This is a genomic window from Streptomyces xingningensis, from assembly GCF_054957865.1.
Genome location: NZ_JBDJPF010000039.1, coordinates 1 through 12,926, shown reverse-complemented (window position 1 = coordinate 12,926; position 12,926 = coordinate 1). Strand labels below are relative to the sequence as shown.

Below are 12,926 nucleotides of genomic sequence, written 5' to 3'. Positions count from 1 at the left end.
GGGCGAAGCGGATGCCCTGCCCGTCGATCCGGTGTCGTGATGTTCCGGCGCTCAGCGCCGCTCGCGCCTGCGGTGGCGCCCACCGCGCCCCGGGCCGGGCACGGCGGCGCCGGGGCCGCCGTGGGCCGCCTCGAGCTCGGCGCGCTCCTGGGCCAGGCCAAAGCTGCCCAGCAGCGGCAGGCGGTCCAGGTTGGGCAGCAGCCAGGCGTGCCACACCCCGGTCACAAAGAGGATCGCGGCACCGGCCACCAGCACCGAGCCCAAGGTGTCGGTCGGGTAGTGGGCACCGATGTACATCCGGGAGAAGGCGACCAGCAGCACCGCGAGCACTCCGCAGACGGCGACGGTCCGCCGGTGACGGGACTCACGGAAGAGGAAGTACGCGGCGACGGCCACTGCCACGGTGAATGCCGTGTGTCCGCTGGGGAAGCTGTTGGAACCGATCTCCGGGTCGAGGGAGAACTTGGCCGGGGGCCGGTTCCGGGCCACGATGAACTTGGCGATCTGGGTGCTGTTCCAGCCGACGGCGACGACCAGGAAGGTGGCGACCGCGCGCATCGGACGACGCCGTACGAACAGCAGCCAGCCGCTCCAGACCACGAGAACGATCACGCCGGCGACGGGTGAGGCCAGATAGCTGACCCCCTTCATCGCGTCGTTCAGCCAGCCGGTGCGGGTGTTGGTCTGGATGGTGCGGTCCAGGTCCAGGTCGTGCGGCTGGATCAGCTTGGTGTGCGCGGCGATCAGTCCGAGCACGATCGCGGCCGCGAACAGCAGGACGGAATTGCGCAACCAGTGGCGCACGTAGGGCATGGGTGGGGCGTCCTTCGTATCGGCATGGCGGCGCCGGGGCGGCTGCACGCACGTTGATGACGAGTACACGCCGCGCCGAGGTGATCGACGCGGCCGTACAACAAACGCTACATGCGCGCGGCGCCGGTCTCCCAAGCCCGTCCGCCCTGAGCGATGATCATCGGCACCCTGTGTGACGGGAGCGCTCCCGGCAGTGAAGGCACCAGTGCCCGGCCACACCCCGGCACCGGCCCGGCAGGCGGGGGCGGCGCTGGTGACGCCGCCCGCCGTCTGCCGCGGGTCAGCCGCGGATCTTGTGGAACCAGAGGCCGACCGTGGTGCCGCCGCTGAACACCGCACAGACATGACGGTCGTACCTGTTGCGGTCGTAGGGGTGGCTGTACGCGTACTTGTTGCAGTTGTCGAAGGTCCAGAACCAGGTCTGGTACTCGTAGCACGGGTTGACATTGCCGTTGTCGGCGCAGTCGGGGCCGGGCGACTCCAGGGGCCGTGCCGCCGAGGCCGGCCGTGCCCGGCCGGTCTCCGAGGCCGTCGCGGTGCCGATGCCCAGGCCACCGATGGTGCCGATCGCCGCCAGCGCGGCGATGGTGGTGCGAACGCCGAGTTTCATGGTTTCCCCTCACGGTTGACCGCTGTTGTGCCGTGAGAGTCTGTCCGCGCCGTCCACGCGGGACCAACACTTTCAATCCTGCCGAAATACGACGAACGCCGCCGTGACCGTCAGAGCAGGCGCCTTATCTCACCCCGGACCCGGTAGAAGCCTCCGGCGGAGGGCGAGAGCGCCTCGACGACATAGCGGGCGCCGGGCTCACGTATGCCGCGGGGGAACTGGACGTTCCAGCCGGGGTCATAGCCCTCCGAGACCACATGGACGCGCAGCCGACCGCCCTCCTGGACACAGGCGACCACCACGCCTCCGGCGGGGGCCGCGGTCACCGTCCGGACCGTGGTGGCCGGGGCGTAAGTGGGCAGTGCAGCGGCCGACTTGATGTCCAGCGGGGTCGGCACGGTGCCGGACCGGGCCGCGGAGATGGCGGACTCGGTGGCGTCCACGCAGATCAGGGAGCCGTCCGTGGTGACCATATAGAGCTTCTCGCCGAGGTGCTGCATGGAGAGCGCGGAACCGCCGCCCGTGCCGAGCTTCCACAGCCGGGTGCCGTCCGCGGCGAAGCAGTAGACGGACGAGGCCATGTCGCCCGCGAAGACATGGCGGCCACCCGGGGCGGTGGCGCAGGAGTAGACCGCGGAATCGCACCGGTAGGTGGCCTCGATGGCGCCGTCGGCCTTGGACAGGCGCTGGACCACGGTGCGGTTGGTGCCCGCGTAGACGGCGTGCTCCTCCTGCCAGCCGAAGAGCACCGAGCCATTGGTCGGCGTGTGCCACAACTCCCCGCCGCCGTCCTGGGCGTAGGCCGTCACTCCGGCACCATGACCGTGGTAGACGGCCCGTGCGTCGCGGCGCACCATCCAGGCGTGGCTGCCGGTGCTCCTGCGCGACCACTGGTACTCGTCCTCATGGTCGATGACCGTCAACCCGCCGCTGCGGTCGGCGACATTGAGGACGCCCTCGTGGATGTCGAGCCAGAAGATGTCGACATCGGAGGCGATCTCATAGGCGGCGAAGGGCAGTTTGACGGAGAGGTCGTACACGGTGCCGTCATCGCACCCCGCGTAGATCCAGAAGTCGTCCGCCACCAGGCACTTGACGCCGTCCGGCAGTTGGTAGCGGGCGAGCACCTCGCCATCATGGCCGAGGGTGTACACATCGCCGGACTGGTTGCCGACCCAGCAGCGGTCCTCGCCGATGTGGATGCCGAACGCGGGGGCACCGGTGCGGAAACGCCACAGCACCGGCGCCACCGACCGTGCGGTGGAAGGCGCGGAGGTGATCTGACGACGCGTCACAGGGCGGGGCGCCCGGCCGCCCGGCACGGCCGGGGCGTACCCCTTGCGGACCTTTTCGCCGATCTTCTTCGCCGCCGCGGCCTGCGCCTTCTGCGCGGTGGGGAAGGTGGAATTCTGGGTCTGCCCGGGCGTCCCGATCCGCCCGTAGCGGACCGTGACGGCCGTGCCGTCGACGGACACCTCGTAGAACTTGTGCGCCCCGCCGCCGTCTTGGGACAGCTCCAGATAGGTGGTGCTCCGGGCCATGGCATGACTCCTCTCCCCACCGGCCGCGATGACCGGTCGTCACTGAGGAGAACGCTAGGGCCAGCCACTGACAATCAGCGCCGCGGAAGGTCCGCGGGGCCCCACAGCTCGGTGCGGTGGGCGGCGGTGAGGGCGCCGATGCGGGCCAGGACCTCGGCGGCCGGCCGGGTGGCCGGCCGACGGCCGTCCCGCAGCCGCAGGGCCACCAGATCGTCCGCGGCCTCCTTGGCACCGATCACCGCCTGGTAGGGCACCAGCCGGGCGGCCCGGATCCGGGCGCCCAGGGTGCCGCGTTCCGGTCCGGCGAGCTCCGCCCGCAGCCCCTGGCCGACGGCCCGCCGCACCAGCGCGGCGGCCTGCGGCGACTCGGCCTCGGAGACCGGCAGGACCACCAGCTGGGTGGGGGCGAGCCAGCCGGGAAAGGCGCCTCCGTGCACCTCGATGAGATGCGCGACGGCCCGCTCCATGCTGCCGATGACGCTGCGGTGGACCATGACCGGGCGGTGCTTGGCACCGTCCGGCCCGATGTAGTGCAGGCCGAACCGCTCGGGCTGGTGGAAGTCGATCTGGACGGTGGACAAGGTGGCCTCCCGGCCGGCGCCGTCGGCGACCTGTACGTCGATCTTCGGCCCATAGAACGCCGCTTCCCCCTCCACGGCCTCATATGCCACGCCCGAGCTGTCGAGGACCTCGGTCAGCAGGGCGGCCGCCCGCCGCCACAGCTCCGGCTCGGCGACATACTTCCCGCCCGCTCCGGGGAGGGAGAGCCGGTAGCGGGCCGGGCGGATGCCGAGTGCCCGATACGCCCCGCGGATCAGCTCCAGGGCCGCCCTCGCCTCCTCGGCGGCCTGGTCCACGGTGCAGAAGATGTGCGCGTCGTTCAACTGGATGGCCCGGACCCGGGTCAGTCCGCCCAGCACCCCGGACAGTTCGGAGCGGTACATGCCGCCCAGCTCGGCCATCCGCAGGGGCAGCTCGCGGTAACTGTGGGCCCGGGAACGGTAGATCAGCGCATGGTGCGGGCACAGGCTCGGCCGCAGGACGACCTGCTCCTCACCCAGGTCCATCGGGGGGAACATGTCCTCGTGGTAGTGGGACCAGTGCCCGGAGATCTCATAGAGCTCCCGCTTGCCCAACACCGGTGAATACACATGCCGGTACCCCGCCCGGCGCTCGACGTCCCGGATGTACTCCTCCAGCGCGTGCCGCACGGCCGCACCGTCGGGCAGCCAGTACGGCAGCCCCGCGCCCATCAGCGGGTCGGTGTCGAACAGGTCCAGTTCACGGCCGAGTTTGCGGTGGTCATGCATGGTGCTCTCCTCGTGGATGCCGAGGCGGGCGCCCGCATGCCGAAGCCCCGGGGCACTCGCCCCGGGGCTTCGGACTAGGACAACCGTCAGCGCGCCGGGACACTCTCCGGCGTCGTCGTCATGGCCATACCAGCGCGCTTCATGTGGGTGAGGGTAACAGACGCCGCGGTGCGGCGAGGTGGCGCTAGATTCGCAGGCATGATCTTGCTCAGTGATGCCCAAGTGCGGCTGCGCTCCGCGGCCCGCGCCCTTCCGGACGGTATCGGGCTCCTGCTCGTCGAAGGCCACCGCAGCAGCACCGAACAGGCCCGCAGATTTGCCGACTACCAGGACCGGTTGCGGCGCACCGGCCTCACCGACCCGGCCGAACTGCGCAGCCGGGCCAGCGCCTTCGTCTCCCCGGTGGAGGTGGCTCCGCATTGCACGGGCGCGGCCGTCGACCTGACCCTCGTCGACGCGCACGGCGCCGAACTCGACATGGGCGGGGCGGTGAACGGTCACCGGACCGGCGACGAGCGGTCCTGTCCACTGCGGGCGCCCGGGCTCTCCGGGCCCGCGCGCCGCAACCGCGGCCTGCTGATCGACGCCATGACGGTGGCGGGGTTCGTCAACTACCCGACCGAGTGGTGGCATTGGTCCCATGGAGACCGTTACTGGGCAGTGGTGTCCGGAGCCGGTGCGGCCGTCTACGGGCCCTGCTGAGCCCGGCGGCCGGGCCGGTCCTGCCGGTCACCTGCCGGCCGCGCGGCCCCGGAGGGCGATCGGCGTGACCGCCAGGCCAAGGGCCACCGACGCGGTCGCGGCGAGCGGGACCAGTCCGGGGCCGGCGGCCATCGCGGCCCCGCCCAGTGCGCCGCCCAGCGCCGCTCCGACGTAGACCGAAGCGCTGTGCACCGCCATCGCCTGTGCTGCGGCCCGCGTTCCCACCCGGGCGAGCATCAGGGACTGGATGCCGGGCGGCACCGCCCAGGCGGCCGCGGACCAGCCGGCCAGCAGTACGGCGACCGCCGGGGCGGGGACCGGCCTGACCGGCCAGAGCAGGGCGAAGAGCAGCATCGCGGCACAGAACACCGTGCTCGCGATGACAAAGGCGCGCAGCGGGTGGTAGCGGTCGATGAGGCGGCCGGAGGTCTGGGTGCCCAGGATGCCCCCGATGCCGGAGCACACCAGCAGGGCGGCCAGCGCTCGGGGCGACACCCCGGCGAGGCCGGCCAGGAAGGGCGCGAGATAGGTCTGGAAGGCCAGGTTTCCGGCCACCGTGAGGACGGTGACGGCGAGGATGGCGCCGATGGCGCCGTTGAGCAGCGGGCGGACCAGTTCGGCAAACGTTCCGCGGTCGTCGGCCGGGTGCGGCTCGGCCGGGGGGAGGGTGCGTACCGCCAGGAGGAGTGCGCCGATGCCGAGGAGTCCGCCGAAGGCGAAGGTCGCCTGCCAGCCGAGCAGCGCTCCGATCCAGGTGCCGGCGGGGACGCCCAGCAGGATCGCCCCGGTCAGCCCGGTCATGACCGTGGCCAGATACCTGCCCCGGCGCTCCGGTGGCGCCTGTGCGCTGACCGTCGCCAGGGCGGTGGGCAGCACCACGGCCGCGGACAGTGCCGCGAGGACCCGCAGGGCCAAGAGTGCCGGGTACGAACTCGCCAGCGGCACGGCGAAGTTGGCCAGCGCGAAGACGGCGAGCGCGCCGCCGAGCGCCCGCTTGCGCGGGATCCGGCCCGGCAGGAGTGCCCATACCGGCGCGGCCAGGGCGTAGACCAGCGAATACGCCGTGACCAGCTGGCCGGTGACGGTCTCCGAGCGGTGCACATCGGCCGCGATCCCGGGGAGCACTCCGATGATGATGTAGTCGTCCGTCTGAACCGCGAAGGCCGCGAGCGCCAGGGCGTAAAGCCACCAGGGGCGTAGGGGTGGGGAGGAGTCCATCCCGTAAGGGTAACAGTCGTTACCTTTATGGGTGTGTGAAAGTCTGGACCGGACCCAGGAGGTGGTGCGCCACAATGCCCAGACCCGCCAACCCCCAGCGCCGGCGCGAGGTGCTCGACGCGATCATCGGCGAGCTCGCCCACACGGGCATCGGCCACTTCTCCCTGCGCACCCTGGCGGAGGGCCTGGGGCAGAGCACCCGCGTGCTCACCCATCACTTCGCGGACAAGAACGCCTTGCTCACGGCCGTCCTGGAGCGGCTGGACGAGCGGCAGCACGACGCCCTGCGGGCCGCGGCGGGCTGGGACGATCCCGGCGTACCGGTGAGCTCCCTCGTCACCGCGGCCTGGGCGAGGAACCTCGGCCCGGACGAACTGGCCATGACCCGGCTCATCCGGGAGATCGAGGGGCTCGCCGCGGCCGGGAGACTCCCCCTCCCGGGCCCCGGATTCGTCCGTGGGCGTGCCGAGTTCGTCGCCGCCTGCCTGGTCCGGCGCGGCCTGGCCCACGATGCCGCGCTCACCAGGGCCACGCTGCTCAACAGCGCCTTCTCCAGCCTGGAGGCCGACTACCTGATCACCGGGGACCGGGAACGGACCGAAGCCGCGCTCGGTGAGCTCTGCGCCTGGATCGACTCCTGTGTCGGGCAGGCCCGTTGACGGTCACCGCTCCTCCCTCACGATGGAGCGACCGATGACCGGATCAACGGGCCCCGGGAGGCCGGACGGGTCCCGTCCGGGTCAGTTGTCCTTCAGGCCGAAGCGCGCATGGAAGCGCCGCAGAGGCCCCGGCGCCCACCAGTTGGCCCGGCCCAGCAGCCGCATCAGGGCAGGCACCAGCAGCCCCCGCACCAGCGTGGCGTCGACCAGGACGGCCAGTGCGAGCCCGGTGCCGAGCAGCTTGAGAATGCTCAGCTGCGAGGTGGCCAGCGCACCCAGCACCGTGGCGACGACCAGGGCGGCCGCGGTGATCAGCCTGCCGGTGCGCTCCAGGCCGAAGGCGACGGAGTGTGTGTTGTCACCGCCGGCCAGGTATTCCTCGCGGATCCGGGACAGCAGGAAGACGCTGTAGTCCATGGACAGCCCGAACGCGACGCAGAACATCAGGATCGGGATCGTCACCTCCAGCTGCCCGCTGTGCACGAAGTCGCCGACCAGCCACTTCATATGGCCGTCCTGGAAGATGTAGACCATCGCGCCGAACGACGCGGTGAGGCTGAGCATGTTCAGCACCAGTTGCTTGAGCGGGATCACCACACTGCCGGAGAACAGGAACAGCAGCACCAGCATGCTCGCCGCGATGATTCCGCCGGCCCACCACAGCCGTTCACCGAGTACGGCCTTGGTGTCCACCTGTGTGGCCGTGTTCCCGCCGACCAGCACCCGGCCGGGCGCTTCCACCGCGCGCACGGCGCGTACGTAGTCCTCGCCCGGCGCGGAGCCGGGGTCCGCATCGGACACCACGGACACCCAGGTGCCGCCTCCCCGCGCGGCATGGAAGGAGGCCGCAGCCGCCCCGGGCGGAGCCACCCGCCGGCCATCGGCGAACGAGCCCGCCGCGGTGTCCACCCGCACGGTGTGCGGGACGGCGGACAGCCGCTCGGCATACGCGCTCAACTGCCCGCCGTCCCGGGCCGGGTCGACACCCGGGAGAACCGCGACCACCGGCGAGGTCCGTGCCCCGTGGAACTGGGAGCGCACCACGTCGGACGCCTGTTGGGCGGCGCTGCTCCGCGGCAGCACCCGATCGTCCATGAGCGCGAACCGGGCCTGTGTGAACGGCAGCGCGAGCGCCACCAGCACCACCGCCACCAGCCCGCCCACCGCGACCGGCCGACGCATCACCGCGAGCGCGAGCCGATGCCACGCGCCGAGGCCCGGCCGAGACCCCGGCAGCCTGCGGCGGATCGGCGCGAAGATGTCGTACCGGTCGATGCGGCGCCCCATGAGCGCCAGCAGCGGGGGCAGCATCACCAGCGAGACGACCGCGGCCAGAACGACCACGGCGATGCCCGCGTACGCCAGCGAGCGCAGGAAGTACAGCGGGAATACCAGCAATGCGGCCAGCGACAGGGCCACCGTCAGGGCCGAGAACAGCACGGTGCGCCCGGCGCTGCGCAGGCTCGCGGCGATCGCCTCGATCACTTCACGGCCGTTCGCCAGCTCCTCGCGGTAGCGGTTGACGATGAACAGGCTGTAGTCGACGGCGAGTCCGAAGCCCAGCGCGGTGGTGATGTTCAGTGCGAAGACGGACACCGAGGTCGTCTCGGTCAGCAGCCGCAGGACGGCGTAGGCGCCCACCACCGAGACCACACCCACCAGGACGGGCAGCAGGGCGGCCAGGAGCGATCCGAACGCGGCGAGCAGGATCAGCAGGGTCAGCGGGGCCGCCAGCAGCTCGGCACGGGTGAGGTCCTCGGCGCTCTGGTCGGCCGTCTCGGAGGTGATCCGGGCCGAGCCGGTCACCTTGACGTCGAGCGGGCCGTGCCGGCCTTCGAGGGCGGGAACCAGATCGTGCGCGCGGTGGTGGGTGTCGTTGTCGTCACCGGCCAGCTTGACCAGGACGAGTGCGGTGCGGCCGTCCTTCGACCGCAGCGAGGCGTCACCGGTGGTCCAGTACGACTGGGCGTAGACCACCCCTCGGGAGCGCGCGGCGTCGGCGGTCAGCGCCTGCCCGGCGGCGGCAGCGCCGGGCGCGGAAACGTCCGTGGCGTGCGCGACCAGGACGATGTCGGGCGCTCCCGCGTGGAAACGCTCGGCCAGCATGTGGTCCGCCCGTATGGACTCGGCGGAGTTCGGTATGTATCCGCCGCTGGACAGCCTGGATTCGACGTCGCCGCCGCCGACAGCCGAGGCGACCGCGACCAGGGCGATCAGCACCAGCACGAGGCGGCGGCGGTGCGCGAGCCGGCGAGCGAGCGAGGCAAGGCGGCCGGCGACCGGGGCCGGCCCGTTCCCGGCGTCCGGCGGGATTTGGGTGATTGCGGACATGGCTCCCTCATGTCGTCGTTGTGGGGAGGCTGTCATCGGCGCCGCGCCCCGGGCCGCGCCTGCTCAGCGTTTGCCGAGCAGGTGACAGCACAGGCCGTCGGACACCCACTGCTCCCACTGTTCGGGCGTCCAACCGCGCTCGGTGACCAGCAGTTGGTATACCTCGGGCCCGAAGAGCGCGTAGCAGACATCCACGGCGCGCTCGGGCGTGAGGCTACCGGCCAGCGGGGTCCGTTCGACGAGGGCGTCGATGAACCGGCGCTGGACCAGGCGGCGTTGCTGCTTGTTGGTCTCCCAGAGCTCCGCTCCGTCGCCATTGGTCACGGCGGCGTTGCGCAGCACCTCGATCAGTGCGGCGACCCGGTCATAGACGATCCGCGTGGCGCGGGTCAGCCGCCGGATCATCTCGACGGGGTCGTCGGCGGACAGCGCTGCGACCACCTGTGGACGCTCCAGGGTCGGGATGGGCTCCTCGTCCCCGGCCACGTGAAGGTCGATCAGTTCCTTGAGGATCTTCTGCTTGTTGCCGAACGAGAAGTAGATCGTCTGGACGGCGACTCCGGCTTCCTGGGCAATGGACTCGATCGTCGTCATGCCGTACCCGTGCTCGACGAACAGCTTCATTGCCGCATCCAGCATCCGCCGCTTGGTCTGCTCGGCACGCAAACGCCTGCCGTCGGTCTTCTTCACCGTCATCACCGGCCACCTTATTGTACCTACAATCTAGAGCTACACTACAGTAACTCCGTGCGGTGCAAGCACTCCGCCGCCGCCGAACCCGGCCGGAGGCCCGACCCCGCGGCGTGACCGCTGTCCACACCCTTCCATCACCGGGCGGGTGTTGGGACCGCCGAGGCCGCACTGCTGCTGCCGACCAGCGTCGAACTCATCGTCTTCCTGGACGTATCCACCATCGATCCGGCGATGCCGACCATCGGCAGCGCACTCGATTTCGGCGCGGTCGCACTGGCCTGGGTCAGTACGGCCTGCCAAGTGACCTCCGGCGGCTTTCAGTTCGGCGCCGGACGCGCCACCGACCTGCTCGGCAGGCGGCAGATGTTCCAGGCCGGCCTCACCGTCTTCACCGCCGCGTCACTGCTGGCCGGCCTCACCACCGCCGGGCGGGCGCTGATCGCCGCCCGCCCTCGGGCTTGGGGAACATCGGTACAGCCATTAACGCTAAGCACTTGATCATGGTCAACGTGTCGTGATCGCTTAGCACGGGCGATCCGTTCCGTGAGGACCTTCGGCCAAAGATCCACGCTCTGTCGCGGCCGGGTGGTTGACTCCGCCGCATGCCAGTGGAGTTCTTATCTGACGATCAGGCCGCGTCGTACGGGAAGTTCAACGAGGAGCCGACCCGGCCGGAGCTGGAGCGGTTCTTCTACCTCGATGACGAGGACCGCAAGCTGATCGCGAAGCGGCGTGGGGATCACAACCGGCTCGGGTTCGCGCTGCAGATGTGCACGGTGCGCTATATCGGCCGGTTCCTGCCGGATGATCCGCTTGATGTGCCGTGGGTGGTGATTGAGCACATCGCCGAGCAGCTCGGTATCGAGGACGTCTCGTGCGTCAAGGCGTACACCGAGCGCAAGCCGACGGCGTACGAGCACGCGTGGGAGATCCGGGACGCGTACGAGTATCACGAGTACGAGGATCCGGAGTGGGGGCGGAAGTTTAGGACGTTCTTGCACGGGCGGGCGTGGACCGCGCACTCGGAGGGTCCGAAGGCTCTGTTCGATCATGCGGTGGGCTGGCTGCGCCGCAAACGGGTGCTGCTGCCGGGTGTGTCCGTGCTGGCACGGCAGGTGTCCGAGGTCCGCCAGATCGCGGAGAAGCGCCTGCACACCACGGTCGCCCGGTCGGCGTGGCGGGTGGATCGGTCGCTGCCCGCCGACCTGGTGGCGTTGCTTCAGACGCCGGAGGGCCGGCGGTACTCGTACCTGTAGACCTTCCGGCGGCCGCCGACGAAGACGACGGGCACGGCGATGAAGCGGGCGCTGGAGCGGGTGGACGAGATCGCGGTGTACCGGCTGGGGCAGGTGAAGCTGGACAAGCTCCCGCCGAACCGGCTCGCCGCGCTGGCCCGGTACGGCCTGGGGTCGAAGGCGACGAGCCTGGAGCGGGCCCCGGAGCCGAAGCGGACCGCGATGCTGACTGCGGTGATGCGGCACCTGGAGGCCAAGGCCATTGACGACGCGCTGGAGCTGTTCACGGTGCTGATGGCGACGAGGCTGATCAGTACCGCGAAGCGGCTCACGAACAAGGAGCGCCTCTCCACGCTGCCGCAGCTGGAGAAGGCGTCCCGGATCACGGCCCGTATCTCGAAGGTGTTCATGCAGGAGCTGGAGCACATCGAGGAGAGTGGCAAGGCGGTGGACGCGGCCGCGATGTGGAAGGTGCTGGAGGAGGTCGCGCCGAGGGCCCAGCTGTGGAGCGCGGCCGCCACGGTGGCGAGCCTGGTGCCGGAGGACGACGACTCGGCGGAGATCGCGGTACGCGAGGCGCTGGCCAGCCGCTACAACACTGTCAAGCCGTTCCTGTCGCTGCTCGGCGACACCAAGATGCTCGGCGCGGCCCCGTCCGGGGAGCGGGTCCTGGCCGCGGTCAAGAGCCTGCCTGCTCTCAGCCGGCGCCAGGTGGCGAAGAAGCCTCTGCTGAAGCGGGAGGTCGACGACAAGGTGGTGCCGCCGTGCTGGCGCAAGGCGGTGTATGCGAACAAGGACCTGCCGCAGGGCGCGGTGGACCGCGACGCCTACGTGGTATGCGTGCTGGAGCAGCTGTACCGCGCTTTGATGAGCCGCGACATCTTCGCGTCGCCCTCGCACCGCTTCTCCAACCCGCGTGCCCGCCTGCTGGACGGCAAGCCGTGGCTGGCGGTGCGCGAGGACGTGCTGGCCGGCCTGAGCCTGGAGATGCCGGTCGAGGAGCATCTGGCGGAGCTGGTGCGGGTGCTGGACGCGGCGTGGAAGCAGATGGCCGAGCGCCTCGAAGAAGCCGGCGCGGACGCGAAGGTGAGCATCGAGACGCTGCCGAACGGGCGGGCCAAGCTCAACGTGGACGCGCTCGGCGCGCTCGGGGTGCCCACGTCGCTGGCCCGGCTGCGCAAGCGGGTCGAGAAGATGCTCCCGAAGATCGACCTACCGGACCTGCTGTTCGAGGTGCACGCCTGGACCGGGTTCCTGGACGCCTTCGTGCACCTGGGCGACGGCAAGACCCGCATGAAGGACCTCACCACCTCCCTCGTCGCGCTCCTGGTGTCCGAGGCGTGCAACATCGGCATGACCCCCGTGGTCAACCCCGGCCACGAGGCGCTGACCCGCTCGCGCCTCGTCCACGTCGACCAGTACTACCTGCGCGCGGACACCATCGCCGCGGCCAACGCCGCCCTGATCGCCGCCCAGGCCCAGGTGCCGATCGTGAAGTTCTGGGGCAACGGGCTGCTCGCCTCCGTCGACGGCCTGCGCTTCGTCGTCCCGGTCCGCTCCATCGCCACCGCCCCGAATCCGAAGTACTTCGGATTCAAGCGCGGCATCACCTGGCTGAACGCCGTCAACGACCAGGTCTTCGGGATCGGGCAGATGGTGGTCCCGGGCACCCCGCGCGACTCCCTGCACATCCTGGACGCGCTGCTGAACCTGGACGGCGGGGTGAAGCCGGAGATGGTCGCCACCGACAACGCCTCGTATGTTGTTACCTGGACACCTCACGCCCCGTTAGCTCAGAGGGGCGGCAAAGTGGG

The 12,926-nt window shown here is 70.6% G+C and carries 10 protein-coding genes and 1 pseudogene; 4 read left to right on the top strand and 7 right to left on the bottom strand.

Features of this window, described 5'->3' with window-relative positions:
- Positions 1-51: 51 nt before the first annotated feature.
- The 4 genes from ABCR83_RS20440 to thrS form a co-directional block, all read right to left on the bottom strand.
- Complete coding sequence (locus ABCR83_RS20440) at positions 52-813, bottom strand: phosphatase PAP2 family protein (protein ID WP_462696535.1); 762 nt, start codon at positions 811-813, stop codon at positions 52-54.
- A gap of 280 nt (positions 814-1,093) precedes the next feature.
- A complete protein-coding gene (locus ABCR83_RS20435; protein WP_462696534.1) occupies positions 1,094-1,423 on the bottom strand; it encodes a hypothetical protein in 330 nt (109 codons plus the stop codon).
- Positions 1,424-1,533: 110 nt separating this feature from the next.
- A complete protein-coding gene (locus ABCR83_RS20430; RefSeq protein ID WP_462696533.1) occupies positions 1,534-2,964 on the bottom strand; it encodes a WGR domain-containing protein in 1,431 nt (476 codons plus the stop codon).
- A 74-nt stretch (positions 2,965-3,038) separates the two neighbouring features.
- Positions 3,039-4,292 carry a threonine--tRNA ligase gene (gene thrS, locus ABCR83_RS20425; RefSeq protein WP_462696583.1) on the bottom strand — a complete coding sequence of 418 codons (1,254 nt, stop codon included), beginning with the start codon at positions 4,290-4,292 and terminating at the stop codon, positions 3,039-3,041.
- Between the two features lie 180 nt (positions 4,293-4,472).
- Here thrS and ABCR83_RS20420 point away from each other — a divergent pair, with 180 nt between their 5' ends.
- A complete protein-coding gene (locus tag ABCR83_RS20420; RefSeq protein WP_462696532.1) occupies positions 4,473-4,976 on the top strand; it encodes a M15 family metallopeptidase in 504 nt (167 codons plus the stop codon).
- Between the two features lie 27 nt (positions 4,977-5,003).
- Here ABCR83_RS20420 and ABCR83_RS20415 read toward each other — a convergent pair whose 3' ends face one another.
- Positions 5,004-6,194, bottom strand: a complete 1,191-nt coding sequence (locus ABCR83_RS20415) for an MFS transporter (RefSeq protein WP_462696531.1) — start codon at positions 6,192-6,194, stop codon at positions 5,004-5,006.
- Between the two features lie 74 nt (positions 6,195-6,268).
- On the opposite strand from ABCR83_RS20415, the gene ABCR83_RS20410 reads away from it, so the two are divergent.
- Positions 6,269-6,853 (top strand): TetR family transcriptional regulator, encoded by a 585-nt coding sequence (locus ABCR83_RS20410; RefSeq protein ID WP_462696530.1) that lies wholly within the window; start codon positions 6,269-6,271, stop codon positions 6,851-6,853.
- Between the two features lie 81 nt (positions 6,854-6,934).
- Here the strand turns inward: ABCR83_RS20410 and ABCR83_RS20405 are convergent, their stop codons facing one another.
- The gene (locus ABCR83_RS20405; RefSeq protein ID WP_462696529.1) at positions 6,935-9,184 is read right to left on the bottom strand and encodes an MMPL family transporter; all 2,250 of its coding nucleotides are present in this window, start codon (positions 9,182-9,184) and stop codon (positions 6,935-6,937) included.
- A gap of 63 nt (positions 9,185-9,247) precedes the next feature.
- Complete coding sequence (locus ABCR83_RS20400; protein ID WP_462696528.1) at positions 9,248-9,880, bottom strand: TetR/AcrR family transcriptional regulator; 633 nt, start codon at positions 9,878-9,880, stop codon at positions 9,248-9,250.
- A gap of 114 nt (positions 9,881-9,994) precedes the next feature.
- On the opposite strand from ABCR83_RS20400, the gene ABCR83_RS20395 reads away from it, so the two are divergent.
- A complete protein-coding gene (locus ABCR83_RS20395) occupies positions 9,995-10,375 on the top strand; it encodes an MFS transporter (protein WP_462696582.1) in 381 nt (126 codons plus the stop codon).
- A 104-nt stretch (positions 10,376-10,479) separates the two neighbouring features.
- Positions 10,480-12,926: pseudogene (locus ABCR83_RS20390) on the top strand (Tn3 family transposase); the annotation flags it as partial.

Bases quoted from the DNA above. Each gene is read 5' to 3' on its own strand.
- ABCR83_RS20440 (WP_462696535.1), bottom strand. From the start codon at position 813: ATGCCCTACGTGCGCCACTGGTTGCGCAATTCCGTCCTGCTGTTCGCG.
- ABCR83_RS20435 (WP_462696534.1), bottom strand. From the start codon at position 1,423: ATGAAACTCGGCGTTCGCACCACCATCGCCGCGCTGGCGGCGATCGGC.
- ABCR83_RS20430 (WP_462696533.1), bottom strand. From the start codon at position 2,964: ATGGCCCGGAGCACCACCTATCTGGAGCTGTCCCAAGACGGCGGCGGG.
- ABCR83_RS20420 (WP_462696532.1), top strand. From the start codon at position 4,473: ATGATCTTGCTCAGTGATGCCCAAGTGCGGCTGCGCTCCGCGGCCCGC.
- ABCR83_RS20415 (WP_462696531.1), bottom strand. From the start codon at position 6,194: ATGGACTCCTCCCCACCCCTACGCCCCTGGTGGCTTTACGCCCTGGCG.
- ABCR83_RS20410 (WP_462696530.1), top strand. From the start codon at position 6,269: ATGCCCAGACCCGCCAACCCCCAGCGCCGGCGCGAGGTGCTCGACGCG.
- ABCR83_RS20405 (WP_462696529.1), bottom strand. From the start codon at position 9,184: ATGTCCGCAATCACCCAAATCCCGCCGGACGCCGGGAACGGGCCGGCC.
- ABCR83_RS20400 (WP_462696528.1), bottom strand. From the start codon at position 9,880: ATGACGGTGAAGAAGACCGACGGCAGGCGTTTGCGTGCCGAGCAGACC.